General features: G+C 63.3%; 24 protein-coding genes and 1 tRNA gene. 6 read left to right on the top strand and 19 right to left on the bottom strand.

Annotated elements, in window-relative coordinates; all coding sequences use genetic code 11:
* The first annotated feature begins 1 nt into the window (after position 1).
* The 3 genes from FNB15_RS16275 (at position 2) to FNB15_RS16265 (ending at position 4,320) form a co-directional block, all read left to right on the top strand.
* On the top strand, positions 2-2,374 hold the full coding sequence (locus tag FNB15_RS16275; protein ID WP_144069717.1) for a xanthine dehydrogenase family protein molybdopterin-binding subunit: 2,373 nt from the start codon (positions 2-4) through the stop codon (positions 2,372-2,374).
* Between the two features lie 19 nt (positions 2,375-2,393).
* On the top strand, positions 2,394-3,191 hold the full coding sequence (locus FNB15_RS16270; protein WP_144069716.1) for an FAD binding domain-containing protein: 798 nt from the start codon (positions 2,394-2,396) through the stop codon (positions 3,189-3,191).
* A gap of 76 nt (positions 3,192-3,267) precedes the next feature.
* Positions 3,268-4,320 carry an Ldh family oxidoreductase gene (locus FNB15_RS16265; RefSeq protein ID WP_144069715.1) on the top strand — a complete coding sequence of 351 codons (1,053 nt, stop codon included), beginning with the start codon at positions 3,268-3,270 and terminating at the stop codon, positions 4,318-4,320.
* Positions 4,321-4,322: 2 nt separating this feature from the next.
* On the opposite strand, the gene FNB15_RS16260 is transcribed toward FNB15_RS16265, so the two are convergent.
* The 7 genes from FNB15_RS16260 to FNB15_RS16230 all read right to left on the bottom strand — a co-directional run bounded on the left by FNB15_RS16260 (position 4,323) and on the right by FNB15_RS16230 (position 10,992).
* Entirely contained in the window at positions 4,323-4,676 is a 354-nt protein-coding gene (locus FNB15_RS16260; protein ID WP_221932666.1) for a nitrile hydratase accessory protein, read from the bottom strand.
* Positions 4,673-5,335, bottom strand: coding sequence for a nitrile hydratase subunit beta (gene nthB, locus FNB15_RS16255; protein ID WP_144069714.1), 663 nt, complete (start codon positions 5,333-5,335; stop codon positions 4,673-4,675). The genes FNB15_RS16260 and nthB overlap by 4 nt, the downstream gene beginning before the upstream one ends.
* Complete coding sequence (gene nthA, locus FNB15_RS16250) at positions 5,332-5,970, bottom strand: nitrile hydratase subunit alpha (RefSeq protein WP_144069713.1); 639 nt, start codon at positions 5,968-5,970, stop codon at positions 5,332-5,334. Before nthA ends, nthB begins: the two co-directional genes overlap by 4 nt.
* A gap of 12 nt (positions 5,971-5,982) precedes the next feature.
* Positions 5,983-7,344 carry a sensor histidine kinase gene (locus tag FNB15_RS16245; RefSeq protein ID WP_144069712.1) on the bottom strand — a complete coding sequence of 454 codons (1,362 nt, stop codon included), beginning with the start codon at positions 7,342-7,344 and terminating at the stop codon, positions 5,983-5,985.
* Positions 7,337-8,017 carry a winged helix-turn-helix domain-containing protein gene (locus tag FNB15_RS16240; RefSeq protein ID WP_144069711.1) on the bottom strand — a complete coding sequence of 227 codons (681 nt, stop codon included), beginning with the start codon at positions 8,015-8,017 and terminating at the stop codon, positions 7,337-7,339. The genes FNB15_RS16245 and FNB15_RS16240 overlap by 8 nt, the downstream gene beginning before the upstream one ends.
* A gap of 52 nt (positions 8,018-8,069) precedes the next feature.
* Positions 8,070-9,545 carry a DegQ family serine endoprotease gene (locus FNB15_RS16235; RefSeq protein ID WP_144069710.1) on the bottom strand — a complete coding sequence of 492 codons (1,476 nt, stop codon included), beginning with the start codon at positions 9,543-9,545 and terminating at the stop codon, positions 8,070-8,072.
* 100 nt (positions 9,546-9,645) lie between these two features.
* Positions 9,646-10,992 (bottom strand): multicopper oxidase family protein, encoded by a 1,347-nt coding sequence (locus FNB15_RS16230; protein ID WP_221932665.1) that lies wholly within the window; start codon positions 10,990-10,992, stop codon positions 9,646-9,648.
* Positions 10,993-11,180: 188 nt separating this feature from the next.
* On the opposite strand from FNB15_RS16230, the gene FNB15_RS16225 reads away from it, so the two are divergent.
* Positions 11,181-12,737 (top strand): methyltransferase regulatory domain-containing protein, encoded by a 1,557-nt coding sequence (locus FNB15_RS16225; RefSeq protein ID WP_185973583.1) that lies wholly within the window; start codon positions 11,181-11,183, stop codon positions 12,735-12,737.
* A gap of 1 nt (position 12,738) precedes the next feature.
* Here the strand turns inward: FNB15_RS16225 and FNB15_RS16220 are convergent.
* The 5 genes from FNB15_RS16220 to FNB15_RS16200 all read right to left on the bottom strand — a co-directional run bounded on the left by FNB15_RS16220 (position 12,739) and on the right by FNB15_RS16200 (position 15,283).
* Positions 12,739-12,831, bottom strand: a tRNA-Ser gene (locus tag FNB15_RS16220).
* A gap of 70 nt (positions 12,832-12,901) precedes the next feature.
* Complete coding sequence (locus tag FNB15_RS16215; RefSeq protein WP_144069707.1) at positions 12,902-13,417, bottom strand: YbaK/EbsC family protein; 516 nt, start codon at positions 13,415-13,417, stop codon at positions 12,902-12,904.
* Between the two features lie 3 nt (positions 13,418-13,420).
* Positions 13,421-14,047 (bottom strand): glutathione binding-like protein, encoded by a 627-nt coding sequence (locus FNB15_RS16210; protein ID WP_144069706.1) that lies wholly within the window; start codon positions 14,045-14,047, stop codon positions 13,421-13,423.
* Between the two features lie 3 nt (positions 14,048-14,050).
* A complete protein-coding gene (locus tag FNB15_RS16205) occupies positions 14,051-14,482 on the bottom strand; it encodes a GNAT family N-acetyltransferase (RefSeq protein ID WP_144069705.1) in 432 nt (143 codons plus the stop codon).
* A 96-nt stretch (positions 14,483-14,578) separates the two neighbouring features.
* Positions 14,579-15,283 (bottom strand): glutathione binding-like protein, encoded by a 705-nt coding sequence (locus tag FNB15_RS16200; protein ID WP_144069704.1) that lies wholly within the window; start codon positions 15,281-15,283, stop codon positions 14,579-14,581.
* Positions 15,284-15,811: 528 nt separating this feature from the next.
* Between FNB15_RS16200 and FNB15_RS16195 the strand changes: the two genes are divergently transcribed.
* Positions 15,812-16,645 (top strand): flagellin, encoded by an 834-nt coding sequence (locus tag FNB15_RS16195; RefSeq protein WP_144069703.1) that lies wholly within the window; start codon positions 15,812-15,814, stop codon positions 16,643-16,645.
* Here FNB15_RS16195 and FNB15_RS16190 read toward each other — a convergent pair.
* Positions 16,642-18,768: an ATP-binding protein gene (locus FNB15_RS16190; RefSeq protein ID WP_144069702.1), complete on the bottom strand. Its 2,127-nt coding sequence runs from the start codon at positions 18,766-18,768 to the stop codon at positions 16,642-16,644. The two genes, FNB15_RS16195 and FNB15_RS16190, sit on opposite strands and share 4 nt — an antisense overlap.
* Positions 18,769-18,985: 217 nt before the next feature.
* On the opposite strand from FNB15_RS16190, the gene FNB15_RS16185 reads away from it, so the two are divergent.
* Positions 18,986-19,666 (top strand): glutathione S-transferase family protein, encoded by a 681-nt coding sequence (locus FNB15_RS16185; protein WP_144069701.1) that lies wholly within the window; start codon positions 18,986-18,988, stop codon positions 19,664-19,666.
* A 3-nt stretch (positions 19,667-19,669) separates the two neighbouring features.
* On the opposite strand, the gene FNB15_RS16180 is transcribed toward FNB15_RS16185, so the two are convergent.
* From FNB15_RS16180 to FNB15_RS16155, 6 genes are all read right to left on the bottom strand, one after another.
* Positions 19,670-19,891 carry a hypothetical protein gene (locus FNB15_RS16180; RefSeq protein ID WP_144069700.1) on the bottom strand — a complete coding sequence of 74 codons (222 nt, stop codon included), beginning with the start codon at positions 19,889-19,891 and terminating at the stop codon, positions 19,670-19,672.
* A 92-nt stretch (positions 19,892-19,983) separates the two neighbouring features.
* A complete protein-coding gene (locus FNB15_RS16175) occupies positions 19,984-21,003 on the bottom strand; it encodes a hypothetical protein (RefSeq protein ID WP_144069699.1) in 1,020 nt (339 codons plus the stop codon).
* Positions 21,003-22,457, bottom strand: coding sequence for an N-acyl-D-amino-acid deacylase family protein (locus tag FNB15_RS16170; protein WP_144069698.1), 1,455 nt, complete (start codon positions 22,455-22,457; stop codon positions 21,003-21,005). The genes FNB15_RS16175 and FNB15_RS16170 overlap by 1 nt, the downstream gene beginning before the upstream one ends.
* On the bottom strand, positions 22,454-23,365 hold the full coding sequence (locus tag FNB15_RS16165) for an NAD(P)-dependent oxidoreductase (protein WP_144069697.1): 912 nt from the start codon (positions 23,363-23,365) through the stop codon (positions 22,454-22,456). Before FNB15_RS16165 ends, FNB15_RS16170 begins: the two co-directional genes overlap by 4 nt.
* A 15-nt stretch (positions 23,366-23,380) precedes the next feature.
* A complete protein-coding gene (locus FNB15_RS16160; RefSeq protein WP_144069696.1) occupies positions 23,381-24,277 on the bottom strand; it encodes a protein-methionine-sulfoxide reductase heme-binding subunit MsrQ in 897 nt (298 codons plus the stop codon).
* Positions 24,278-24,292: 15 nt separating this feature from the next.
* Positions 24,293-26,542 (bottom strand): PAS domain-containing sensor histidine kinase, encoded by a 2,250-nt coding sequence (locus FNB15_RS16155; RefSeq protein ID WP_144069695.1) that lies wholly within the window; start codon positions 26,540-26,542, stop codon positions 24,293-24,295.
* Between the last annotated feature and the right edge of the window lie 126 nt (positions 26,543-26,668).

The raw sequence follows: 26,668 nt of genomic DNA, 5'->3' as shown, positions 1-26,668 counted from the left end.
TATGACCAACCAGGGCATCGGCCAGTCAGTCCGTCGCAAGGAAGATTTCCGCTTCATTACGGGTCAGGGCCATTACACCGACGATATCAACCGCCCCGGCCAGCTTTACGCCTACTTCCATCGTTCACCGCACGCTTTCGCAAAAATCAAATCGATCAGCACCGACGCCGCCCGCAAGATGCCAGGCGTCGTTGCCGTCTATACCGGCAAGGATGTGGCGGCCGACAAGGTCGGCGGCCTGATCTGCGGCTGGACCGTCAAGGACAAGAAGGGCGAGCCGCACAAGGCGCCGCGCCACGACATCATCGCCATCGATCATGTGCGCCATGTCGGCGATCAGGTGGCCGTAGTGATCGCGCGCAGCCTGGGTGAAGCCCGCGATGCCGCCGAGGCCATCGAGGTCGATTACGACGTACTGACGCCGGTGGTCGATGTGGTCAACGCCCTGAAACCCGGAGCACCGGAGGTGCATGCCGATGCACCCGGCAACCTCTGTTACGACTGGGACTTCGGCGACAAGGCTGCCACCGAAGCTGCCTTCGCCAAGGCCGCGCATGTCACCAAAATCGACCTGGTGAACAATCGGCTGTCGCCCAATCCTATGGAGCCGCGCAGCGCCATCGGTGAATACGAACCGGGCACCGACAACACCACGGTCTACACCACCTCACAGAATCCGCATGTCATCCGGCTGATCCTCTGCGCCTTCGTGTTCGGCCTGCCCGAACACAAGGTGCGCGTGATCGCGCCCGATGTCGGCGGTGGCTTCGGCTCCAAGATTTTCAACTATGCCGAAGAAACCGTCTGCGTCTGGGCCGCGCGCAAGCTGAAGAAGCCGGTGAAGTGGACCTCGGATCGCACCGAGGCCTTCCTGACCGATGCGCATGGCCGCGACCATGTCACCCATGCCGAACTGGCCATGGACAAGGACGGCAAATTCCTCGGCTTCCGCGTCGAGACCAAGGCAAATATGGGCGCCTATCTGTCCACCTTCGCCTCGGCCGTACCGACTTATCTTTACGCACTGCTGCTGGCGGGCCAGTACACCACGCCGGCGATCTATGCCGAGGTGAAGGCCGTGTTCACCAACACCACCCCGGTGGACGCCTATCGCGGCGCCGGCCGTCCGGAAGCAACCTATGTGGTCGAACGTATCGTCGAAGCAGCGGCGCGCGAGCTGAAGGTCGATCCGGCGGAACTGCGCCGGCGCAATTTCGTGCCGGACGACGCATTCCCGTACCAGACGCCGGTCGCCTGCGTGTATGACAGTGGCCAGTATGCCAAGGCGCTGGATGAAGCGCTGAAGATGTCTGACTACAGTGGCTTCAAGCAGCGCAAGGCAGATGCCGCCAAGAAAGGCAAGCTGCGCGGTATTGGCCTCTGCGCCTATATCGAGGCCTGCGGCATCGCGCCCTCGGCCGTGGTCGGCTCGCTCGGCGCTGGCGTCGGCCTCTGGGAGTCGGCACAGATCCGCTTCAACGCCACCGGCAGTGTGTTCGTCCATACCGGCTCGCACAGCCATGGCCAAGGCCATGAAACCACCTTTGCCCAGATCGTGTCGGACCGCCTCGGTGTGCCGCTCGAGAGTATCGAAGTGGTGCATGGTGATACCGCACTGGTGCCGATGGGCATGGGCACCTACGGCTCACGTTCACTGGCCGTCGGTGGCTCCGCCATCATGCGCGCGGCCGACAAGATCATCGACAAGGGCAAGAAGATTGCCGCCCATCTGATGGAGGCGTCGGCCGACGATGTCGCTTACGACAAGGGCGTCTTCTCGGTGAAAGGCACCGACAAGCAGGTGCCCATGGCGCAGATCGCCTTCACGGCTTACGTGCCGCACAACTATCCGGCCGACCTGGAACCGGGGCTGGAGGCCAGCGCCTTCTACGATCCGGCGAACTTCACCTTCCCCGCCGGCGTGCATGTGGCCGAAGTGGAGATCGACAGCGATACCGGCGTCACCCACATCGTGAACTGGGTGGCGGTCGATGACTTCGGCAAGGTGGTCAACCCGATGATCGTCGAGGGCCAGGTGCATGGCGGCATCGCCCAGGGCATCGGTCAGGCGTTGCTGGAAGGCGTGGTCTACGATCCCAAGAGCGGCCAGCTGCTCACGGCATCGTTCAACGACTATTGCATGCCGCGCGCCGATGACCTGCCATCCTACAACGTCGGCATGATCGAAACGCCCTGCCCGCATAATCCGCTGGGCGTGAAGGGCTGCGGCGAAGCCGGTGCGATTGCAGCTCCGGCCGCGCTGATGAATGCCATTACCGATGCGCTCGGCACCGAGAAGATCAACATGCCGGCGACGCCGCAGAATGTCTGGCGCGTGATCCAGAGCCAGAATCTCGCCGCGGCCGCCGAGTAAGAGACCAGGAGAAGCCCCCATGTATGCGTTCAACTATCATCGACCGAAATCGCTGGCCGATGCCGCCAAGCTGCTTGGCGACGCCAGCGACGGCAAATTCATCGCCGGCGGCCAGACCCTGCTGCCGACGCTGAAGAACCGCCTCGCCTCGCCGTCTGACCTGGTTGACCTCACCGGCATAGCCGAACTGAGCGGTATTTCAGTCGCAGGCAGCACCGTCAGCATCGGCGCCATCACAAAGCATGGCGCTGTCGCCACCTCGGCCGAGGTGAAGAAGGCCATCCCGGCGCTCAGCACACTCGCCGGCCTGATCGGCGACCCCGCCGTGCGCAACATGGGCACGGTGGGTGGCTCGGTCGCCAACAATGACCCGGCAGCGGACTATCCTTCCGCCGTGCTCGGCCTGAATGCCACGGTGCATACCACCAAGCGAAAGATCGCCGCCGACAGTTTCTTCACTGGCCTGTTCGAGACCGCGCTGGCAGACGGCGAGATCATCACGAAGATCGAGTTCCCGGTGCCCAAGCGCGCCGGCTACGAGAAGTTCCGCAACCCGGCCTCGCGCTACGCCATGGTTGGCGTCTTCGTGGCTGAAACTGCCGATGGTGTCCGCGTTGCCGTCACCGGCGCTGGCCCCTGCGTGTTCCGTCACAAGGAAATGGAAGCGGCACTGTCGAAATCCTTCAGCGTTGACGCACTGAAGGGCATCAAGACTGATCCCGCCAAGATGAACAACGACATCCACGGCAGCGGCGAATACCGTGCTCATCTGGTGGGTGTGGTCGCCAAGCGCGCCGTGCAGAACGCGCTCGGCTGAGATCATAGCTTTCACATCGACGGCGCGCCCGACTACAATGGCGCGCCGTTTTTGATTCGCGCTGTCTGGACAGGCCATGACCGAACGCTTTGCCGCCACCGATCTTGTCACCTTCGCCATCGATCTGCTTCGCAAGGGCGGGCTGGATGTGGAAAAGGCCCGCGCCACCGCCGCGATCCTGGTCGAAGGTGACCTGATGGGCCACAGCACGCATGGCCTGCAGCTGCTCGGGCCTTACCTTGCGGAGCTGGAAGCCGGCCGCATGGCCAAGAACGGCGAGCCGACGATCATCGCCGAGCGCCCTGCGGTGCTTACCTGGAACGGCCATTACCTGCCCGGTCCCTGGCTGGTGCTCAAGGCCATCGAGAACGCCATCACGCGAGCCAGGACCTATGGGACCGGCACCGTGGTGATCAACCATTCGCACCACATCGCCTGTCTCGCCGCCTATCCGCTGCGTGTGATCGAGCGCGGCATGGCGCTGCTGATCGCCAGTTCCGACCCGCATAGCGGCTCAGTGGCGCCATTCGGTGCGATTGTCGGCCGCTACACACCCAACCCCATCGCCGGTGGCTGGCCGACCAAAACCACGCCGGTGATCTTCGATATCAGCGCTTCGACCACCACGAACGGCATGGTGGCGCGGCTGAACCGCACCGGTGGCAAACTCGGTGGCCCCTGGCTGGTCGACAACAAGGGCAACGCCACCGACGATCCCGCCAGCTTCACCGCGACGCCGCCCGGCGCGGTACTACCGCTCGGCGGTATGGATCTCGGCCACAAGGGCTTCGCGCTCGGCCTGCTGGTCGAAATGCTGACCTCGGCCCTCGCCGGTTCGGGCCGTGCCGAAGGTTCCAAACAGTGGGGCGCGCGCGTCTTCGTGCAGGTGATCGATCCAGCGGCCTTCGGCGGCGCCGAAGCATTTGCCCAGGAAACCGAATGGCTGGCCGAGGCCTGCCGTACCGCACCGGTCAAGCCCGGCAACCCGTCGGTGCGCATGCCGGGCGAACGCGGCCTGAAGCTGCGGACGCAGCAGCAGGCCGAAGGTGTGACGCTGCATCCCGAGATCATGCCGAGCCTGCGGCCCTGGGCCGACAAGCTCGGCATATCGGTGCCAAAGACGGCGTAGCTTCAGGAAAGCAGCGTAACGGGCTGGCCGTGCGGCGTGGCGCGCGCGGCGCGATCCCAGGCCGCGGCCTTGGCCTGCAAAGCTGCCGGTGTCGCAGCACCCTTCTCGACGGCCAGGCGCTCCAGCGCGCGCAGCCAATGGTGATAGTAGGTCGCGCCGGTATCGGGATCGCCCGCCGCCTGCGCGGCCCTGATCTCGGCAGTCAGCACCGCTGCCCATTCGGTCCAGGTGAACAGGCCCTTCTGGTGCAGGCTGACGGCCATGGCAAAGGCCTGCGCTTCCCATGGCGCGCGAAATACCGGTGCCGCAGTGTCGTCACAGGGCAGATCCGGCAGAATGTCTTTCAGGCTGGTCACGCCGGATCCAGATAGCTGTCCCAGGCGTCGACTGAAACCGAGTGCGTCGGATCAGCCTCCGGTCCCCAGAGCTCACGCCCCTCGAAACGCACGGTATAAAGCCATTGTGGCTGTTCGCCCTGCCCCCTGGCGTTGCTGTCGGGGAAGACATGCACGCCATGCAGCAGTTCGATTGTGCCGACATGGCCACGGACGTAACGCGGCAGGCGTGTATGACCGGCCGGATGGATGTTCTTCGCGCGCACGCGGGCGCCGGCCTTGAAGCGCGCCGGCTGTTCGCTGGCACGCGCGGTCGGTCCACCCTTGGACAATACGGCGGCGACGCTCTCGGCCTTGAGGATGCGCGGCAGCGGCTTCGGCGGCGCCAGCACGCGGCCAGTCTCGATCTCGTCGGCCGAGATCATGCCGCGCTCGATCATCAGTTTCTCGATGCCGGCCAGCCAGATTTCATAATAGGTCTTGGCGAAATATTGCGGCGGCGGCAGGCTTTCGCGCGCCGAACGCGACATGTCGATATTCCACTGCCCCGTCGAGCCGATCGCGAGCGTCAGGGCCAGAACGCGCTTTTCCCACTCGGCATGGAATTTAGGCTCATGCTCGCCTTCATGGCGCACCGGGCCGAAGCCCATCATGCCGCCCATATCGGCGCCGCCATTCATGTCGGCTGCCCTGCGACACCGGTGCCGATCATGCTGTCGCGCGTCACTAGCGTCGCCAGCTTCTCCTCGCTCCAGCCCTCGGTGCCTTCCGGCCGTTCGGGCAGCACGAGGTAGCGTATCTCGGCCGTCGAGTCCCAGACCTTTATGTTCTTGCCCTCGGGTAGTGTGACGCCGAAATCCTGCAGCACCCCACGCGGATCCATCACCGCGCGCGAGCGATACGGCGCCGACTTGTACCAGACCGGCGGCAGACCCAGCACCGGCCACGGATAGCAGGAGCACAGCGTGCAGACGACCATGTTATGCGTCGAAGGCGTGTTCTCCACCGCGACCATATGCTCGCCCTGCCGGCCGACATAGCCGAGGGACTCGATCGCCGCGGTCGCATCCTTGAGCAGCCAGTCACGATAGGCCGGATCGCTCCAGGCCTTGGCCACCACATGGGCGCCATTGTGCGGCCCGACTTTGGTTTCATAGGTCTCGATCAGAACATCGAGTGCTGCCGGATCGACATAGCCCTTTTCAACCAGGATACTTTCGAGTGCGCGCACGCGCAGCTCGACATCGCTCAGGACGGTGCCATGATCGTGGTCGTGATCATGGTGATGATGGTCGTGATCGTGGTCATGCGTCATGACCCGATCCTATCAAGCCTGAGGCGGCAGTGCCAAGACGGCTCGTAAGCCCGGATTGTTGCCATCCAATCGCAACTCTCCGCCATGCAACCGAGCCACGGCCTCAACCAGGCTGAGTCCCAGCCCCACGCCCTCGGCATGGCGGCTGGCATCGCCACGATAGAAGCGTTGCACGGCCCTGGTCCGCTCAGCTTCGGGTATTCCCGGGCCACTGTCGGCCACGCTGATCAGGATTCGGCCATCCGTGCCAACCTCGGCCCGCACATCGATACGCCCGCCCGCCGGGGTATATTTCACCGCATTGTCGAGCAGGTTGCCGATGGCCTGGGCCAGCAGCTGGCGGTCTCCGTTCAGGACAAGGCCGGTATCGGCATGGCTGACCAGATCAAGCCCCTTGGCGTCTGCCGCCGGGCTATAAAGTTCGGCCGCATCGTCCAGCAATGCCGGCACATCAACCGACGCGAAGCCGGCGCGCCGCAGGCCGGTCTCCAGTTCGGCCAGTCGCAGCAGCGCATTGAACACACCTATCAGCCGATCGATATCGGCAATGGCGGCAGCGATGCCATCCAGAGAGACATCCATCCCGGCCGGCTGACGCAGCAAGCCCTCCAGCCGCGCCCGGGTTTCGGCTAGCGGTGTGCGAAGGTCATGCGCGATGGCATTCGACACATTGCGCACGCCCTCGATCAGTTGCTGGATCTGGTCCAGCATGCGGTTGATGGTGGCGACCAGCTGGTCAAATTCGTCATCGGCATCGCGCAATGGAACACGCCGTGCGAGGTCACCCTGAACAATTGCCAGGGCCGTGCGGTTGATGCCTTCGATGCGGCGCTCGACGGCACGGCGGATCAGCCAGGCGCCGAAGAAGGCAAATGTCAGCGCCGCCACGCCGGCCCAGACCAGGCCGCGCAGGAACAGGTTGCGCATCTCCACGCGGTCCTGCACGTCGCGGCCAACCAGCAGCTGGAAATTTCCCGGCAGCGTCACATGCAGCAGACGGGCGACATGTAGTCGGTCGCGATGCACCAGTTCGATCTCGTACCAGCCGGGCCGGGGTCCCACTTTCAGCGGCCAGGCATCGACATTGCCACCTAGCGGCCGCAGGCGCGGATCGGTCAGCAGGTAGATGCCGCGATTATCAGCATCGGCAGCGATACGCTCATTCATGGTCTGCACCGCGCCGGCAAGACCGAAGTCACTCAGGCGATCGCCGATGGCGCGGGTATCGGCGGCGATCACAGCATCGGTTTCGCGGTCGAGGTAGCCGGTGGTGGTCCACCACAGCAGCCCGGCCAGCAGCATAGCCGCCACCATGAACAGAATGGCGAAGACCAGCGCCAGCCGCGTGGCCGTCGAGCGCAGGAGCTTAGGCATTTTCACTTAAGCGATATCCCGCCCCGCGCACGGTCTGCAGCAGTGGCTTGTCGAAGCCGGCATCGATCTTCTGTCGCAGGTTGCTGATATGCACGTCAATCACATTGGTCTGCGGGTCGAAATGATAGTCCCAGACATTCTCCAACAGCATGGTGCGCGTGACCACCTGTCCGGCATGCCGCATCAGATATTCCAGCAGCTTGTATTCACGCGGCTTGAAGCTGATCGCCTTGCTGCCGCGCATCGCCGTGCGGCTGAGGATATCGAGCGTGAGATCGCCGACCTTCAGCATGGTTTCCTGCCCGGCCGACTGGCCGCGCCGGGTCAGTGCCATCAGGCGTGCTTCCAGTTCACCGAAGGCGAAGGGCTTGGTCAGGTAGTCGTCGCCGCCGGCCTTGAGTCCGCGGATGCGCTCATCCACATCGGACAGCGCGCTCAGGATCAGGATCGGCGTCGTGTTGCCGGTGCGGCGCAATGCTTCGATGATCCCCAGGCCATCCACGCCGCCCGGCAGCATGCGGTCCAGGATCAGCGCGTCGTAGCTTTCGCTGCTGGCCATGAACAGCCCGTCACGCCCGTTATCGGCATGGTCGACGGCATGGCCCGCCTCCGTCAGCCCCTTCCGGACAAACTGCGCGACCTGCTGGTTATCTTCGACGAGGAGAATCTTCATGGATCGCTGGAGGATCGGCCAGGGCGGGTCTGCCGCCCTGGCCAATGATGGATCAGACGAGATGCAGGGCAAGATAATAGGTCGTGCCGTCACGCATGACCAGCAGGGTCACGGCCTCCTTTTTCTCGCGCTGCGCCGACTTGATGGCATCGACCGCCTGCCCCGGATTGGCGACCGACTTCCCGGCGACACCAACAATCACGTCGCCCGGCTTCACACCACTTTCCTCGGCTTGGCTGTCAGACGCCACCTCGGCGACCACAGCGCCCTTCGCACCGGCTTCCAGGCCAAAGCGATTACGGAGTTCGGGTGTCAGTGGCGCCAGGCTGAGGCCGACCTTGCCGTCCTCGCCCGCGGCATCGTTCAGCGCCGCCGTCTGGTCGCTCGGTTGAGTGCCGATCGCCACGGTCAGATTGCGCTCGCGGCCGTCGCGCCAGATGCCGAACTTCGCGCTGTCGCCGGCCTTCAGCCCGGCCACCTGGGTCGCAAGATCGCGCGGATCGCGGATTGTCTGGCCGTTGATGGTCACGATCGCGTCGCCCTGCTTCAGGCCCGCCTTGGCCGCTGGACCGTCAGCCATCACATCGTTGACCAGCACGCCGTCGGCGGACTTGCGGCCGATCGCCTTGGCCAAACTTTCGGTCATCGGCTGCATGCTGACGCCGAGCCAGCCACGCTCGACCTTGCCGCCGTCTTTCAGCTGCGCGACGATGCTGCCAGCCAGATTGGATGGCACGCCAAAGCCGATGCCGACGCTGCCGCCGCTCGGCGAATAGATCGCCGTCGAGATACCGATCACACGACCAGCCGCATCGAAGATCGGCCCGCCGGAATTGCCCGGATTGATCGGTGCGTCGATCTGCAGGAAGTTGTCGTAAGGCCCGCTGTTCAGGTTGCGGCCGCGCGCCGACAGGATGCCAGCCGAGACGCTGCCGCCCAGGCCGAAGGGGTTGCCGACCGCGATCACCCAGTCACCGATCCGCGCCTTGTCGGAGTCACCAAAAGCGACATAAGGCAGCGGCGTCTTGCTCTCGATCTTCAGCAGCGCCACGTCGGTCTTGGGATCACGTCCCTTCACCACGGCGGGATGTTCGCTGCCATCCTCCAGCGTCACCACGATCTTGGCCGCATCCGCGACCACATGGTTATTGGTTACGATGTAGCCTGAGGCGTCGATGATGAAACCTGAACCCAGCGCATGTTGCGGGCCACGCTTGCGCTGGCCCTGCTCCATGAACTGGCGAAAGAAGTCTTCCATCGACCCGGGCTGCATCTGCTGTTGCTGGCGCTGCTTGGCTTCGACCTTTTCGGTGGTCGAGATATTCACGACTGCCGGCTTCACCTTCTCGACCAGATCGGCAAAGGACGGCCTGGCTGCCGTCATCGGCTGTTCGGCCGGAGTGATGGTGATCGGCGCGTCGTTCGCCGCATAGGCGCGGGCTGCCAGATAGCCGCCGCCGCCGGACAGCACGGTGCTGGCCAGCAGAACTGCAATGACGGCGCGTTTTATACTGGAGGGGGTCTTCATGGCGTCTGCTCCTTGGGCAGGGGGAACTCACCCCTGCAACATAGGAAGCCGTACTTTCAGCGCGCCTGAACGCCGGATTAAATCTTTTTAATCCTGGAGGTCAGGAAACCCGCAGATACCCCATCATGCCGGTTTCCTGGTGTTCTATGATATGGCAGTGGAACATCCAGTCGCCGGTTTCGCCGGCTACGAAGGCAATTCGGATGCGCTCCTTGGGCCGCACCAGTACGGTGTCGGCCCAGTGCGCCGGCAGGTCGCGGTTCGACGACGACAGCACCCGAAAAGTATGGCCATGCATATGCATGGGGTGCTGATGCGGCGTACCGTTGAACATTTCCATCACATAGCTGCGGCCGGCTTTCAGTTCATACAGCGGCGGCGGCAGTTTCTCATGGCCCATGCCGGGCCAGACCTGACGGTTGATCGACCAGAAGGCTTTCTGCGTCAGGCAGATTTCATCCGGGCTGACGCCCATCTCCCTGGCCCAGGCCAGCAGCTTGGGATCGGCGCTGCCGGCCAGCAGCTGCACATCCAGCATGGTCGCGGTCTTCAGGTCTGGTTGCGGCAGTTCAGCGGCAGGCAGGCGCAAAACCGCCCGGGTCGAGCGCAATCCCTGCCCAGCCGTCACCAGTTTGGCCAGAGGGCGCGGCCGGGTGCTGAACACGTCTTCCAGAACGATCTCCGCGCCTTCCTTCTCAGGCGCGATGAAGGCAACATCGGCGCGTTGCGCTGGACCCAGCCGCCAGCCATTCAGCGCGAAGGGATCGCAGGCATTGCCGTCGGTGGCGATCACCATCGACCGCTCGACGCCACGCAGACTGAGCATCGGAATACGCGTCGGGTCGACGTTGACGATCCGCAGGCGGACACGAGCGCCGGGCTGCACCCGCAGCACCGGCTGGGCCTCGCCGTTCACGGTGCGCAGATCTCCGAAGGTGCCTGACCGCGTTGCGCCGGCATCTGTCAGAAACTCCTCGAAGCTGCCGTCATGCCGGCTGCGCCAATCCTTCAGCACCAGCACATGCTCGATGTCGAACAGACCCTGCTCGCGCGGGTCCTCCACGATCAGCACCCCGGCCAGGCCACGGCCCAGAGCCTCAACAGTGTTACAATGGGGATGGAAGAAGAAGGTGCCGGGATCGGGCGGCGCGAATTTGTAGGTGAAGCTTTCGCCCGGCTTCACCGGTGGCTGCGTGATATAGGGCACGCCATCCATGTCATGCGGCACGCGCACGCCATGCCAGTGGATCGCGCTATGCTCGGCCAGACGGTTGCGGAACACGGCAGTAAACACTTCGTTACGGCGTGTTCGAAGAACCGGCGCGATGGTGTCGTTGTACAGCCAGAGATCAGAGGGTCCGACATTGCCCGGCAGGGTGCGGGGGACAACGGCAGCGGTCAGGGTCACCGGTTCGGGGGCGGCTTTTGCGCCGCGCGGCGCAATCAACAAAGCGGCTGCGCCCGCAGCTATCGCTTCCCGCCTCGTCAGCCTGATCTTGTCCATGCCCCATAGTTGACCCTGAGCCCGGCCGGGGTCAACCACGCCTGCCGCGGCGCGTTGGCGCAGCGATGTTAGGGCTTGTTTTACGTTATTGCGTTACGCACCATGCCAGAAGCCAACAATGGGGGTCAGGCGTGGATTGGACAGAAGGTTACGTGGACGTCGGCTATACCCACGATTTCTATCGTGAGCTGACCCCTGCCCTGCACCGTTTCGCCCTGCTGTCGCGCAGCATCGATCCCGGTCATGTCAATCTCGATCGCATCACCTATTGCGAGCTCGGCTGCGGCCATGGCTTCAGTACGGCGCTGCTGGCGGCGGCACACCCGCAGGCCGAATTCCACGCCAACGACTTCCTGCCCGGCCATATCAGCTATGCCCAGAATCTGGCGGCGGAGCCCGGGATGAAGAACGTCCATTTCTATGATGACTCCTTCGAGGAATTCGTCAAACGCGACCTGCCGCAGTTCGATGTCATCACCCTGCATGGCGTCTATACCTGGGTGAATGAGGAGAACCGCAACCACATCATCAATTTCCTCGCCAAGCGGCTCAAGGTCGGCGGCACCGTCTATATCAGCTACAACTGCTATCCAGGCTGGGCCACCATGGCGCCGCTGCGCCAGCTTATGGTGATGCTGTCGGGCAATTCGAGCGACCCGCTGCTGCCGCGCATCGATCAGGCGCTATCAAAAATCCAAGGACTGTTCGACACGAACAGCATGTATTCGCGCGTCAACCCGATGCTGAAAGACCGCTTCGAGGGCGTTCGCAAGCAGACGCGCCCGTATATCGCCCACGAGTATTTTAATCGCGACTGGACGATTTTCTATCATACCGATGTGGCGCGCGACATGCGCAGCGCCAAGCTGGATTATGCAACAACCGTCGAGCTTTTCGAGCATCTCGACAACTTCAACCTGACGGCCGAGCAGCAGGCGCTGCTGCAAGGCACCGAGAATCCGGATCATCGCGAGGTGATGCGCGATTTCCTGACCAACCGCCAGTTCCGCCGCGATCTCTACATCAAAGGTCGGCTGCCGCTGGATGCTGCGGAAAGAAACCGACAGATACTGGCGACACGCTTCGTGCTGACCTCTCCCGATGATACGATCAAGCGCAATGTGCTGACGCCGCTGGGCAACCTGGGTCTGAACGCTGCGGTGTTCGACCCGCTGATTGCAGTGCTGGCCCGTGGCCCGCGCACGTTGGCCGAGCTGATGCAGGATGCCGCGCTCAGTGCCGTCAACATCGTCGCCGTGATCGAGGCGATCACCGCTCTGGTCGGCCAGAACCATGTGCAGCCCTGCCTTCCCGCAGCGGGCGATGCGGAGCGCGCCAGGTCGACGGCGGCGTTCAACACCGCGATCATGGAGCGCGCGCTGTACAGCAACGAGCTGCAGTTCCTCGCCTCGCCGGTAACTGGCGGCGGCTACCAGATCGGCCGGTTCGAACAGCTGTTCCTGCTGGGCGAGCAGCGCAAGCAGGATCCCGCCGCCTTCGTCACCGACTGCCTGACAGCCCGCAACGAAGTGCTGGTCCGCGATGGCAAGGCGCTGGCCACCCGCGAGGAAAACCTGGCGCATCTGCGCGAGCGCTACGAGACATTCCGGCAGCGCACCCTGCCGATCCTTCAGCAGCTCGGCATCGTCGCCGGGCAGGAGTCGGGCTCGGGAAAGAAGAAAAAGTAAGTGGCGGAGGGGGCGGGATTCGAACCCGCGGTACGACTTGACATCGTACGGTGATTTAGCAAACCACTGCCTTCAGCCACTCGGCCACCCCTCCGCATGTGAGTGGGTATTAACACAGTGTATGCGGGGCTTCTTCTAAGGGCCCGAAGATGGCCTGTCAACGCTCAAGCCTTTGCCAGATCAGGGGCCGCCAGCCCCCCGGTCCATTCCAGCAACTCGTCGTAAGTCAACGGAAATACGGCATGGGGGTGCCCGGCCGCGGCATGCAGCAGCGGGAAGCGCGCCAGGCTGCCGTCAATCGCGATGGGCAGCTGCTCCGGATGACCCAGCGGAGCCACGCCGCCGATGGCAAAACCGGTCGCCCGGCGCACCAGATCGGCATCCGCCCGGCCGGGCGTTACGCCCAGGCCCAGCGCCCGGCCCAGCATCTCGACATTGCACTGCCGATCCCCGGCCACCAGGGCCATCACCGCCTGCTTTTCGCCGCCCTCGGCCGGACAGGAGAAGACCAGGGACTTCACGATGGCGCCCACCTCACAGCCAAGCGCAGCTGCGGCCTCGGCTGCCGTCCGCGCGGCGCCATCCAGGGCAATCACGCGCTCGCCTTCAACGCCGCGCAGGCGGAGCGCCTCGCGCACGCGCTTCACCGAGGCATTCTCGAGAATCGCGGCAGACGACATGCCTTATGGCACCTCGAAGCCGCGCTGCACGGCCGGACGCGCCATCACGGCATCGAACCAGCGCTTCACATTCGGATGGGTCGCCCAGTCGATGCTGTGCCATTCCCAGCGCGCGGCCCATGGCAGGATCGCGATATCGGCGATGGTATAATCCTTGCCGGACACGAACTCGTTCTTCGCCAGCTGGCCATCCAGCACCTTGTAGAGGCGCGCGGTTTCGGTGGTGAAACGCTCGATGGCGTAGGGAATCTTCTCCTTGGCGAAGCGGCCAAAGTGATGCAGCTGGCCCGGCATCGGACCGAAGCCGCCCATCTGCCACATCAGCCACTGCAGCGCCTGCATCCGCGCCTTGGCATCGGTCGGCAGCAACTTGCCGCTCTTCTCGGCCAGATAGATCAGGATCGCGCCGGATTCGAACACGCTCACCGGCTCCTTGCCATAAGCGGCCGGCGGTTCGTGGTCGACGATGGCCGGAATCTTGTTGTTCGGGTTCACCTTGAGGAAGTCAGGCGCGAACTGCTCATCCTTCGAGATGTTGATCGGAAAAGCCTGATACTTCAGGCCGGTTTCCTCCAGCATGACAGAAGCCTTGCGGCCGTTCGGCGTACCCCAGGTGTAGAGATCGATCACGGGTCAGATCCTTTTCAGAAAATGGAAAGCGGTGATGGCGAAGCGCTGGCGCAGGTAGAAGCGGTGCGCATCGGTGCGCTGCGTGCCGCTGTCGAGATCGACAGCCTTGAAACCTTCGCGTTTCGCCAGTGCCTCAAGCCAGTCGAGCAAGGCCGCGCCATGACCGCTGGAGCGCTGGTTACCCAGCGTGACGAGATCATCGACATAGATCACCGGGCCGTGCACGAGCCGGTTCTGCCGGCGAAACCCCATGCAGCCGACCGGCTTGCCATCGATGCCAGTCGAATAGGCCAGCACATAACCTTCCGTCTGCTGCAGCTTCACCCGTGCGACCAGTTCGTCGGCATCCTTCAGATGCGGCCGCAGGTCCTGCATAACGGGAAAACAGGCAGAGATCTGCGCGTCGGTTTCGGCGATGTGAACTGAAATGCTCATTGGTCTCCACTACACAATCGTCATCCCCGCGAAAGCGGGGATCCAGATGCAGTTCTGGGTTCCAGCTTTTCGCGGGAACGACAAATAAAAAAACAACTACCCCTTCACCACGCCGGCGGTCTGACCAAACAGAACCTTCTTGGCCTCCTCGGTCATCACCGGGATGCCCTGGTTGATCGCCTTGCCCTTCTCGTAGGCCACCTTGGTGGCGGGACGGGCCCAGATACTGTCGAACCAGCGCTTCAGGTTCGGGAAGTCTTCCAACTTCTGGCTCTGGCGCTCATGCGGCACGATCCAGGGATAGCTCATCATATCGGCAATCGTGTAGTCGTCGCCGCAGATGAAGGCGCGGCCGTCGAGCCGCTTGTTCAGCACGCCATAGAGACGGTTGGTCTCGTTGACATAGCGGTTGATCGCATACTCGATCTTCTCGGGTGCATACTGGGTGAAGTGATGGTTCTGGCCGCACATCGGCCCCAGTCCGCCCATCTGCCACATCACCCATTCGGTGCAGGCGACACGGCCGCGCAGATCCTGCGGGATGAACTTTTTGTAGCGGTCGGCGAGATACAGCAGGATCGCGCCGCTCTCGAACACGCTGATCGGCGCTCCGCCATCGGCGGGCGCGGTATCAACGATGGCCGGCATGCGGTTGTTCGGGCTGATCGCCAGGAAGTCCGGCTTGAACTGCTCGCCCTTGCCGATCGCCACCGGTTTGATGGTGTAGGGAATACCTGCCTCTTCCAGAAACAGGGTGATCTTGTGGCCGTTCGGGGTGGGCCAGTAATACAGGTCGATCATCGGGAAGCTCCGCGGCAGGGTCGCCAGTAAAAGCGCGCAAGAGTATCAAGGCGCGCAGGATGGGACAGGATCACCGGCTCGACAAGCCACCGGCCCCCATCAGCTAACGTGAAAGTCAGCCCGAACAACTAGTTACCCACAGGAAGCTACCCAAATGCCCAGGGCAGCCTGGTTCGCATTCATCCGGCTTCGCAGCAGCTCGTCCTGCTTCGTGCCGGTTCGCTGGCGTTCGTGCTGGTTCGCGGGCGTTCGTGCGGGTTCGTAGGAGTTCGTGAGCGTTCTCGGTGGTTCGTCCGGGTTCGCGACGACCATCCGGGGCCGGCTTTAAGTTTTATGTTCTCATATTGTTCGCGCTCAATCAAGTCCCGTTAAGGTTAATCAGCCATCGGATTAATTTATCTGCCCCGCTCGCGAATCATGAACCGGTTGCAGATTCTGTATTTACACTTCATTAACCACATGCAAAAAATGCAGGGATAGAGAAGGTTATCGGGGGACCAGGGCGCGTTAAGCCCTGCGCGCAACTGAATGACGTCAATTAACACTCATTACGGCGCGATGTCGGCTATTGCCGCGTTGCGTATCACTGACGCACAGATCGACATGACGTCGAAGCAGCTGGAAACCGGCTTTCGCGTCGCTGATGCTTTTGACGATGCCTCTGTCTTTGCTGTCGCCCAGGGTATCCGCACGAATTTCCGTGCCCACGCCGCCGCGCACTCGTCCATGCAACAGGGCATCGGCCTGATCGACGTCACCATTGCCGCTCTTAACGGTGTTTTGCAGCTGGCCGACAATATGCGCTCCACCCTGATCAAGGCATCTGATGGTTCACTGTCGGATGCGCAGCGCAGCATTTATCGCAGTGACGGACAGCAGCTGGCCCAGCAGATGCTCGTTATCGTCAATCAGGGCAGCTTCCAGGGCCGCAACCAGTTACTCGCCAGTTCGACGACGGCCACTTTCATCGCCGACTTTGCCGGCAACAGCTTTACGGTGCCGGTCTTCGACATGAGCGCCGAGCATGGCGCATTGAGCAGCGCGATTGATGCCATCACTGACGCCACCACGGCCAGCGCCGCCTATAACCTGATCGAACCGCTGACCTCCGCCTCCACCGCAGCGATTGCGGATTTCGCTATCGTGCGGCGGCAGCTGACACTGCAGATGGATTTCAACGAGTCCCTGGTCGATGCGATGCGGTTCGGTGTCGGTGCGCTGGTCGACAGCGACATCTCGGCAAATGACGCCGTGCTTGCTTCGCTTGCTGTACAGAAGCAGCTCAGCGTCGCAGCCCTCAGCCTGTCGTCCAGCCGCCAGGCCACCCTGGTGCAGCTGTATCGCGGCGCCGCCGCCGGCTAAGCCGGCATCGCTTCAGGCTTCGGCCGCGCCAGAACGCGTCCTGCCGGGAATGTCACAGTCACCGTCGTTCCCTCGCCTACGGCGCTGCGCAAATCAAGTCGCCCGCCATGCAGTTCGGCGAGCCGGCGCGTCAGCGTCAGGCCAAGTCCGGTGCCTTGCTGGCTGCGGTTCCGTTCATTGTCGATCTGGGCAAATGGCTGCAATGCACGCTGCTGATCAGCCGCGGACATACCAATACCGGTATCCGATACGATCAGCAAAAGACCGCCGTCGGCGCTGAAATCGGCGCCGACCCGGACATGACCGCCTTCGGGCGTGTATTTAATCGCATTGTTGAGCAGGTTCAGCAGTATCTGGCGGATGCGTCTTTCATCGGCAAACAGGCGAATGCCGGATTGAACGTCGACGTGCAAGGAGAGTTTTGCCTGCTCGGCATGCAACGCCACCATATGAACCGTGAATTCCATCACCTCTGCCAGATCCAGAGCTGTTTCATGCAATTCAAACTGGCCGGCCTCGATTTTGGCATGATCGAGGATGTCGTTGATCAGATCGAGCAGATGCTCGCCACTCGCCTTGATGTCGCGCGCATAACCGGCATATTTCTGATTGCTGATCGGACCGAACAGTTCATTCACCATCAGATCCGAAAAACCGATAATGGCATTCAGCGGTGTTCGCAGTTCATGGCTCATGCCGGACAGGAAGCTCGATTTGGCGCGATTGGCGATCTCGGCCGCTTCCTTGGCGCGCGCCAGCTGCAGTTCCGACAGTTTGCGTGCACTGATATCGCGCGTGCTGGCCATGATCTCACGCAGCAAACCGGTGTCCGGATCGAGGACTGCGCGGAAGGCAATTTCCAGCCAGACATAATGGCCATCCTTGTGTCGACCGCGATAGATCACCGTGCTGCGCGGCGTGCCGCTTTGCAGAGCCGTCATTGTCTGTTCCAGCACGACAACATCATCGGGATGCACGATATCCGTCAGGTTTTGCTTCAGCAGTTCTTCAGGTTCGTATCCGAGCACGTCGCGACTGGCCGGCGAGACGTATAACCGCCTGCCGGCGGGGCTGATCCGCACGATCACGTCAGTGGCGGTTTCGGCAAGCATGGCATATTGCCGGCCAGCTTCGGCGGCGACACTCTCGGCATGGATGCGTCGACGCAGCAGGATCACCGACAGGCTACCGAGCAGCATGATGATGATGGATGCCCCGGCCGCAACCGCAATATCTACGTCTGCCGACTTGCGCCAGGCTGCCAGTACATCGGTTTCGGCACGACTGACCGTCATGATCAGCGGGAAATCCTCCAGTGTGCGCCAGGCTGCCAGACGCGTGATGCCGTCATAAACCGAAGCGCCATGGAAACGGCCGACAGGCTGGCGTTGCGTGGCCTCGAAAAAGGCCTGGGAGCGATCCGAGGTCAGGTGCCATTCCACGAATGGTCGGCGTACCAGCAACCGCGCATCGTCGCGATAGAGCCCGACATGACCAAGGGTGCCGACATTCAGCGTATCGTAGAAAGCCTGGAAGTACTCGGTGCCGATGGAAGCAAGCGCGATGCCTGCGAAGCCGCCGTCGGCATCGTTGATGCGCCGGGTGACCAGAATTGTCCATTTGCCGGTCAGGCGGCTGAGGATCGGCGTATTGATGCGCAGCCCGCCGTCGGGGTTGTTGCGATGGTAGATGAAATATTCACGGTCGCCGTTGCTGTGCGTCGGCAGCACGGGCAGCGACGAGTTCCGCCAGTAGCCCCGCTCATCCAGAACGCCGAGTTCGCGGATCACCCGCGAAGTCTTGATGTGATTCACAAGGATTTTATGCAGGCGCTGCTGTGCTGCCGGTCCGGTACCATCGGACTGCACATGCTCGATGGCATCCTGAAGGATCAGGTTGGGTTCTGCGAAAGTGCGCGCGGCATGCTGGCTCAGCGCCTGGACCAGGTCTTCGGCCTCAGCGAAGCCACGCTCCAGCGCGGCAGCACGCGATTGCCAGGCATGCCATGTGACGAAGCCGATCGGTGCCAGGCAAGCCAGCAGCACGACAACGCAAACCAGCGCGACCGATGATACCCGTATCGCGCGCCGCGGCAGCTCAAACCCGCTTTCCAGCGCCCCCATGGCTACGACTGTATGACTTAGTTTTCATAGGTGTCATCTGCTGTTTTCCAACAAGGCTTACCCCTACCTTGGAGGGCAGCGCCGCGAAGTCGCGCAATTTGAGATATCGCCGATCCAGACCGGGTCGAGTCTGACAGGGGTTGTCAGTAGTGTTTCCGGGACTGATTGCCCGCAACGCGCGCGCTCTCTAGGTTTGATCCGCCTCGGGAGGAAAATCATGGCAGCCATCCAGCTCTATTCCGGTCCACTCAGCATGTTCGGCGCGAAGGCGCAGATCGCCGCGCTGGAGAAGCGGATCGACGCCGCCGTGATCATGGTGCCTTTCGAGATGAAAGCGCTGTACGAACCCAAGCACCCTGACGTGCTCCGCATCAATCCGAAGCGACAGGTGCCGGTTCTGGTGCATGGTGATCTGGAGATTTTCGACTCCACGCAGATCTTCGAATATCTGGAAGACCTGACACCGGAACCACGGTTGTGGCCGCAGGTGCCGGCAGAGCGCGCACGTGCCCGCTTGCTGGAACTGAAATCCGACGAGGTCTATTTCCCGCATATCATTCGGCTGATGGGCCTGCAGCAGGCGCCTGACGATCCTGCCGCCGTTGCGGCGCGGGCGGGTGCCGCAAAATTCTACGACGAGCTGGAAGCCTTGCTTGATGACGGCCGCAGATACTTGGCCGGCGCGGCCTTCACCTATGCCGACATCGCCTTCTACATGGCGCAGGTTTTCGGTGATCGCATGGGCGCACCGATCCCGGTGTCGCACCATCGCCTGATCGCCTGGCGCGGCCGCATCGGCGAACGTGCCAGCGTGCGTCAGGTGGCCGGCGCGATGGCGCGCTATCTGCTGGGGGAAAAGCGACGGGTGCCGGAGTTCATGCAGGCGCTGCTGGCCTGATGGTCAGTTGCCGTCGATGACGGTACGCAGTTTGCGTTCCAGCGCGGAGGTGACGGGGTCGAGCCCCTTCAGGATCAGGCCGAGATTGATGCGGGGCACGCCGACCTGCGTTGCCAGCTCATCCATCGTCACACCGCGCGCGCTGCACCAGCGCAGCACGACGAGATCGGTCGACTTGGGAAAATAACGAGCATTCCCCTGCACGGTGGTGTCTGGAAGGATCATTTATAGCTCAAAAGGGCGAATCCGTATGCAAATCAGTAGACGGGATCGCCCGCAAAAAGGCAATCGGCAGCCCCGCTGCGGGATTGGTTTGCCTATGGTACCGGGCCATCCAGCCAGGCGATGACCGGACAATTCACCACCATGTCGCCCGGCGCCGGCGGTACGCCTCCTGGACCGAGGATCTGTTTGCCCGAGATCAGGCGCCAGATTTCCGCTTGTCCCTCCAGGCGGCGCGGCGATGCACCCTCGGCCCATTGCAGCAATGTGACGCGCCAGGACGGAGAATATCCGCGCGCCGTCTTTCCCATCGGAAAGGCCGAAAGGATGTTCAGCGGCGCGCCCAGTTCCCTGGCTGCCCCCAGTGTTGCTTCGCGCGCCAGTCCGCCGCGCAGCAGGGCCTGCGCCATGCCCTGATCAGGCGCTGACATGAAGACCAGCAGCGCGATATCCGCCTCGCCTTCGCCAAGTCGCGGCACCCAGGTTGCACGCTCCAGCGCCGCTGCGGCGGAGTCGGAGGCTTCGGTGCTGATATAAACGACACGGCGGCCTTCGGCGAAACCATGGCTGAGCAGCAGCGTGACCGTGCCCCGGCCGGTGTCGATGGCCAGCACGCGATCCATCACATCGGTATGGCCGGCAAGATCAAATGGCCCTTCGCCGGTTGCCACGATGGGGGCATTCAGCACCGGGCCATCAGACGAAAGTCGAATGAACGGCGAATAGGCTGCCGGAGCCGTCGCGCCCGGAACCGCTTCGGCCGGCGGAAAGCCCTGCGGACCGGGCGTCAGCCCGCGCCGGGGTGCGAAATCAGGCGCGGCGGCAAAATGCAGGAGTCCGCCCTTCCGCGTTGCCGCCTGCACATGGCCGGCGCGGGCCAGCAGCGGCGCATGCACCACACCGCGCGCCAATGCATCGGCAGCGTCGGATGAGTCTGTCACGATGTACCAGACGGTCTTGCCGGAGACCTCGCCACGAAATAGTGGCAACGTCACCGTATTGGCTTCGGCATCGACGCTGACCGCCGAGCGGAGCACGATCTGTTCGCGCGGCAGCTCGGCGGCGACGGCGCTGCCGGCAACCAGCACTGCCAGTAAAACCGCCAGCCGGCGCATCAGGCCTTGTTGCGGGTGATCAGCCGGCCGTTGGCCGCACCCGTGACACCTTTGCCACCCACATAACTGGACGCGCCGTTCACCCAGACTTCCCGGATGCCGGCCGCCGGCTGGATCGGGTTGTTGAACGTGGCTGTGTCGATCACCGTTTCGGGATCGAACAGCACCAGATCGGCAAAGGCGCCTGCGCGGATCGCGCCGCGATCAACCATGCCGAAGACGCGGGCGGTGAGCCCGGTCATCTTGTGCACGGCCTGTTCAAGGCTCAGCAGCTTCAGATCGCGGCTGTAATGGCCCAGCACGCGCGGGAACGTGCCCCACAGGCGCGGATGCGGCATGTCGTTGGACGGGATGCCGTCGGAGCCGATCATGCTGCGCGGATGCGCGATGATCCGCTGCACGTCGTCTTCGTTCATCATGAAATAGATCGCCGCGGCCGGCAGCAGGCGATTGGCTGCCGTCACGATATCGGTGCCCCATTCCTTCGCGATATCGGCCAGCATGCGGCCGCGCATTTCGGGATACGGCTCGGACGACGCGATCTGCACCGCCATGTCGTCGCGCAGTCGATCCGGCAGCAGCGCAGTGGAACTGGCCGCGTAAGGGTAGACGTCGAAATCGACCATCTGCTCTTTCGCAGCCTTGTCGATCAGCGCCAGCGTTTCGGTCGAGCGGCCGAAATTCTCCGGATTGGTGCATTTGTGGTGACTGATCACCACGGCCGAGCCGCTGTCGCGGCCGATCTTCAGCGTCTCCTGGATGCTGTCGATCACGCCATCGGCTTCATCGCGCATATGCGTCACGTAAAGCCCGCCGCGCGAGCGCAGGCCTTCGGCCACGGCGATCACTTCCGAGGTGGGCGCAGACCGGCTGGGCGGATACCACAGACCGGACGACAGGCCGGATGCACCGGCATCGAGCGACTCTTCCAGCCGCTGCTGCATCTGCGCCGCTTCCTTATCGGTGGCGGCACGCTGAACGTCGTGGTCCATGGCAACGACGCGCAGCGACATATGTCCGACCAGCGCATAGGTGTTGGTGGCTGGCGGCGTCTTGCGCAGCTGTTTGGCGTAGTCGGCAAACGTCGGGAAGGTCCAGGCGCTTTCGAGGCCGACCAGGTCAAGCGGCGGCGGCGGGCGGCGGTTCATCGTGGCGGGCGCCAGGCTGATACCGCAATTGCCGGTCACCACGCTGGTGACGCCCTGGCTGAGCTTGCAGTGCATGCAGTCCGGGCCGTGCAGCACGGCATTGTCGTCATGGGTATGGGCGTCGATGAAGCCCGGCGCGATGGCCAGGCCTTTGGCATCGATCTCGCGATCAGCCGCCTGCGCGCCGAGGTCGCCGACCGCCACGATACGGTCGCCGCTGACACCGACATCGCCGGTGACGGGTGGCGCGCCGCTGCCGTCGAAGATACGGGCGTTGCGGATGGCGAGATCGTAGCGCCGGGTCATTTCGCGATCCGACGGGTATGGTTAAGCGCCGCCTCGATCAGGTTCTCGCTGGCTTCCGGTGTACGGAAGGCCGAATGCGCCGAGAGCGTGACGTTGTCGATTTTGGTCAGTGGGTGATCCTTGGGCAACGGCTCGACGTCGAACACGTCGAGGCCGGCAGCGCCGATCTGCTTCGACTTCAGCGCGGCGATCATCGCGGCTTCATCCACCACGGCGCCGCGCGCGGTATTCACCAGAATGGCACCGGGACGCAGTTTCGCGATCCGCTCGGCGGACAGGAAGCCGCGCGTCTCGTCGTTCAGCAGCAGGTGCATCGAGATGACATGGCTCAGATTCAGCAGCTGGTCGAGTTCGACGAAGGTGACGCCGTCGGCGGCGTCTTTCTTCGTCCGGTTCCAGGCCAGCACTTTCATGCCGGCGCCGAGGCAGAGCCGCGCCATTTCAGCGGCGATGCCGCCATAGCCGATCAGGCCGACCGTCTTGCCGGTCAGCTGCACGCCATCCATGCGCAGCCAGTTGCCGCCACGCATGCCGCGATCCATCGTGGCGAAGCCCTTGGCGGCGGCCCACATCAGGGCAAAGGCACATTCGGCCACGGCGGTATCGCCATAGCCCTTGATCAGATGCACCTCGATGCCGAGTGCGGCCAGTTCTTCGACATTCATGTAGCTGCGCGCGCCGGTGCCGAGGAACACGACGTGTTTAAGCCCTTTGCACTGCTTCGCCACGTCGGTCGGCAGATAAGTGTGGTCGATCCAGGCAATTTCAGCGTCGCCCAGGACAGTCGGCAGATCGGCCGGCTTCACATCGGGGTCGCGATTGACGGCGACGGCGGGATCGGAAGACTTGTGCAGACGCCCGGCGAGATCGCCAAGCGTGGGGTTGGCATCGACGAAAACGGCACGCACGGGCGACTCTCGCTGTTAGGAACGACGAGCCCGTATTGTGGCGAGTCCGGCGGTCAGTGTCACCCCTGCCGCCACCAGCAGCACCCATATTCCCGGACGCAGCCCCATGTCGATGGACAGGTTGGCCTCCAGCACGCGCGGAACCACCGCCGGACCAATCTTCCAGCTGAAATAGGCAGCTTCGATGACCACCACCAGCACCGCTGCAAAAATTCCAAGCACCGCGACGGCCCCGACCGGCAGCGTGCCCCCCTGCGGCTGCCACTTGCGCCACACCCGGTAGCCCAGCAGCCAGGTGAGGAAGCCGATGATCAGCAGCGGCTGGAAGATGTCGGCCTTGACCTGCAGGAAATAATGCCAGGCGCCCAGCATGGCGGCCGGAAACACCAGGCGATGCAGCATCTGCCAGCGGCGGCCACCGAGCCGGCGTAGCATGGCATCGGTCGAGGTGGCGAGCAGCAGCAGCAGCGCGGTAAGCGCGACCAGGCCGATGATCAGGTAGTTCGACTTGACGATCTCGGTGACGATCTTGTCGAGCACAAATGCGTGGTTCGCCATGTAAAGGATGAAATGTGACAGAAGATACAACGCCGCCGCGACGCCGGTCATGCGACGCAGCAGCGCCAGCCGGCCGTAGCGCAGAATCTGGCGCAGCGGCGTGACGAACAGCGACACCAGCAGGATCCGAACGCCCCAGGTGCCGGTCTGCAGGATCAGTTCAGTGAGCGGCCGGGGCCCGAGATCATTCTCCGCCGTGCGCCAGAGCAGCCACAAAGCCGGCAGCAGCAGCAGGGCAAAAACCACGGCCTTGAACGGCGAGAAGCGCCCGGCGGCTCCTTCCTGCCAGGGCCAGCCACGTTTCCAGGCCGCCGGGAGATTCTTCTGGGGTGTTGTGCGTGTTGCGACGTTCATAACCGCCGATATAGCTCAGGACGATGCGGATTGCGGGAAACTTATCGTGAAGCGCGTACCCTCGCCGGGCCGGCTCGACACCGCGATGGTGCCGCCCAGCACCTGGCTGACCAGGTTGTAGACGATGTGGAGCCCTAAGCCTGTGCCGCCGGTGCCGCGCTTCGTGGTGAAGAACGGATCGAAGACGCGCGGCAGGTCTTCGGCCGCGATGCCTTTGCCATCGTCGCGGAATTCCATGACGATGCGGCCCTCGCGTGGTACCGACACGGCGATATGGATGATGCCCGGCTCGGCGCGGCCCTCATAGGCATGCTGGAGCGCATTCATCAGCAGGTTGGTAACGATCTGGCCGAGCGCGCCCGGCCGGTTGCGGATGATCAGATGCGGCGCGCAGTCGATCTCAACGCGATGCGTGGTGCGGCGCATGGCCGGCGCCAGGCTGAGCATGATTTCCTGCAGGTATTCGCCAAGGCCAAAATCGCGGATCTCGTCTGTGGTCTGGTCGACCGAGACCTGTTTGAAGGCCTGGATCAGGCGGGCAGCACGCGTCAGGTTGCCCTGCATGATGCGCGTCGCTTCCGTGGCGGTTTCAAGGAAGTCTTCCAGGTCGGTACGCTTGAGCTGCCCGTCGCGGAAGCTGTTGGTCAGTTGCTCGACCTCTTCCGACAGATGCGAGGCGGCCGACACGCCAATGCCAAGCGGCGTGGAAATCTCGTGGCTCATGCCGGCGACCAGCGAGCCAAGCGAGGCCATTTTCTCAGCCAGGATCAGGTTGGCCTGCGCGCCGCGCAGGTCGGCCAGCGCCCGCTCCGCCTCTTCCTTGGCGCGGCGCAGTTCGTCTTCCATGCGCCGCCGCGCCGTGATGTTGGTGCGCACCACGACCAGGTCGCCCGACGGCGTGACGCGTTCGTGCACCAGGAACCACTCGCCCGCCGTGGTGCGGATTTCGATCATGCGCTCGGGGATATGGCGACGCGAGGTGGTGGTGGCGCCGGCGGTGCTGCCGGCTTCACGCTCGTCGCGGCCGAACACGCCGCGCTCGTAGCCCAGCGCCAGCAGGTCCTCGAAGGATTTGCCGATCGCCTGATCGGCGGTCAGGCCGTAGAGCGCGGCGAAACGGCTGGAGCAGATGGCGATGCGGTCCTGCGCGTCGTAGATGGCGAAACCGTCGCCGGCGACTTCCACCGCATGGCGCAGCCGGCGGTTCAGCGCATAGCGTTCGGTGGCGTCGAAAATGGTGACGGCGACCGACTGGTCGGGCAGCCGGTTCAGGGTGAATTCGAGTATCTTTCCGGTGCCGGCGTGACGGATCGCGGCGATGGAGCCGGCGCCGCGCAGCAGGCGGTCGACATGATAGCGCACATCACTCAGTTCAAGATCGCCGAAGTCGCGACGCTGCAACAGGAAGCGCATCAGGGTTTCATGCGTGTCGCCCGGCCGCAGCGCGCCCGCCGGCAGCGCCAGCAGCTCGGTGGCGCGGCGGTTCAGGCTGTGCACTTCGCCGCCGGGATGGAACAGGATGACGCCGACCTGCAGCGCATCCAGCGCCCAGGCCTGGTATTCGTTACGCCGCCGCCCCTCCTGACGCGCCAGGGTCAATGCCTCGGTGACGCGGCGGGCTTCTTCGCGAGCGAGAAAGTTACGCCGGCGTTCCAGCTTGAACTGCCGCATGCCGACCGCGCCGAGGCCATTGCCGATCATCAGGAACAGCACGACGCTGAAGGCGGCCGAGGTCTGCGACGGCAGCCACAGCATGGTGAGGAGCAGCGTGCCGAGAGTGAGATAGATTGCATTGGCGAGGACGATCTGGGCCGGCGACGGCATCAGCAGGAAAAAAACCAGCAGGTAGCCGAAGCTCAGCGTGCCGGCATTCAGCGCCGGTGGCGCGCCGATCAGCCATGTCATGAACGTCAGCGTCGTCAGCGACGCCATACCAACGCCGCCAATGACATCCAGCATGGCAATCGCCGAAGCGCGACGGACCAGCACCTGATAGATCACACCGATCAGCAGGCCGATGCCGCGCACCGCGGCGTCGAGCCAGAAGGTCAGGCTGTCGCCGAACAGCAAGTACTGCCGGATGATCAGCAGGAAGAAAACCGTGGTGGCCGCCACACCGCAGGCCAGCAGCAGAACGCGCACCGGCTCCAGCCGCTGCTGGCGGTACATCTCCTCGACCCGGCGGTCGCGAAACTCACCGGTCCACAGGAACAGGCGCCTGTCGTCGGCGGCTTGCAGCAGTGATGATGGCGGCGGTTGCAGCATTGAGTCCCCGGCACATTATGACCCCCGGCCCCCTCGGGGGAAAGGCGGAGGCAAATTTTGCCTAGTGACCAGCCCCGGCTGATACAGTTTTTCGCCTTTATTTCAGAAACATAGTGTCAGGCCCCG

This window comes from Ferrovibrio terrae (assembly GCF_007197755.1).
GTDB classification, from domain to species: Bacteria; Pseudomonadota; Alphaproteobacteria; order Ferrovibrionales; family Ferrovibrionaceae; genus Ferrovibrio; species Ferrovibrio terrae.
Note: the sequence above shows the minus strand (reverse complement) of the source record. Positions and strands in the feature narration are given on the sequence as shown.

Coding starts and splice junctions, on each gene's coding strand:
- FNB15_RS16265 (WP_144069715.1), top strand. CDS start 3,268: ATGACCGAACGCTTTGCCGCCACCGATCTTGTCACCTTCGCCATCGAT.
- FNB15_RS16275 (WP_144069717.1), top strand. CDS start 2: ATGACCAACCAGGGCATCGGCCAGTCAGTCCGTCGCAAGGAAGATTTC.
- FNB15_RS16245 (WP_144069712.1), bottom strand. CDS start 7,344: ATGCCTAAGCTCCTGCGCTCGACGGCCACGCGGCTGGCGCTGGTCTTC.
- nthA (WP_144069713.1), bottom strand. CDS start 5,970: ATGACGCATGACCACGATCACGACCATCATCACCATGATCACGACCAC.
- FNB15_RS16240 (WP_144069711.1), bottom strand. CDS start 8,017: ATGAAGATTCTCCTCGTCGAAGATAACCAGCAGGTCGCGCAGTTTGTC.
- FNB15_RS16190 (WP_144069702.1), bottom strand. CDS start 18,768: ATGGGGGCGCTGGAAAGCGGGTTTGAGCTGCCGCGGCGCGCGATACGG.
- FNB15_RS16215 (WP_144069707.1), bottom strand. CDS start 13,417: ATGTCGTCTGCCGCGATTCTCGAGAATGCCTCGGTGAAGCGCGTGCGC.
- FNB15_RS16235 (WP_144069710.1), bottom strand. CDS start 9,545: ATGAAGACCCCCTCCAGTATAAAACGCGCCGTCATTGCAGTTCTGCTG.
- FNB15_RS16175 (WP_144069699.1), bottom strand. CDS start 21,003: ATGCGCCGGCTGGCGGTTTTACTGGCAGTGCTGGTTGCCGGCAGCGCC.
- FNB15_RS16185 (WP_144069701.1), top strand. CDS start 18,986: ATGGCAGCCATCCAGCTCTATTCCGGTCCACTCAGCATGTTCGGCGCG.
- FNB15_RS16180 (WP_144069700.1), bottom strand. CDS start 19,891: ATGATCCTTCCAGACACCACCGTGCAGGGGAATGCTCGTTATTTTCCC.
- FNB15_RS16270 (WP_144069716.1), top strand. CDS start 2,394: ATGTATGCGTTCAACTATCATCGACCGAAATCGCTGGCCGATGCCGCC.
- nthB (WP_144069714.1), bottom strand. CDS start 5,335: ATGAATGGCGGCGCCGATATGGGCGGCATGATGGGCTTCGGCCCGGTG.
- FNB15_RS16155 (WP_144069695.1), bottom strand. CDS start 26,542: ATGCTGCAACCGCCGCCATCATCACTGCTGCAAGCCGCCGACGACAGG.
- FNB15_RS16200 (WP_144069704.1), bottom strand. CDS start 15,283: ATGATCGACCTGTATTACTGGCCCACCCCGAACGGCCACAAGATCACC.
- FNB15_RS16195 (WP_144069703.1), top strand. CDS start 15,812: ATGACGTCAATTAACACTCATTACGGCGCGATGTCGGCTATTGCCGCG.
- FNB15_RS16205 (WP_144069705.1), bottom strand. CDS start 14,482: ATGAGCATTTCAGTTCACATCGCCGAAACCGACGCGCAGATCTCTGCC.
- FNB15_RS16160 (WP_144069696.1), bottom strand. CDS start 24,277: ATGAACGTCGCAACACGCACAACACCCCAGAAGAATCTCCCGGCGGCC.
- FNB15_RS16170 (WP_144069698.1), bottom strand. CDS start 22,457: ATGACCCGGCGCTACGATCTCGCCATCCGCAACGCCCGTATCTTCGAC.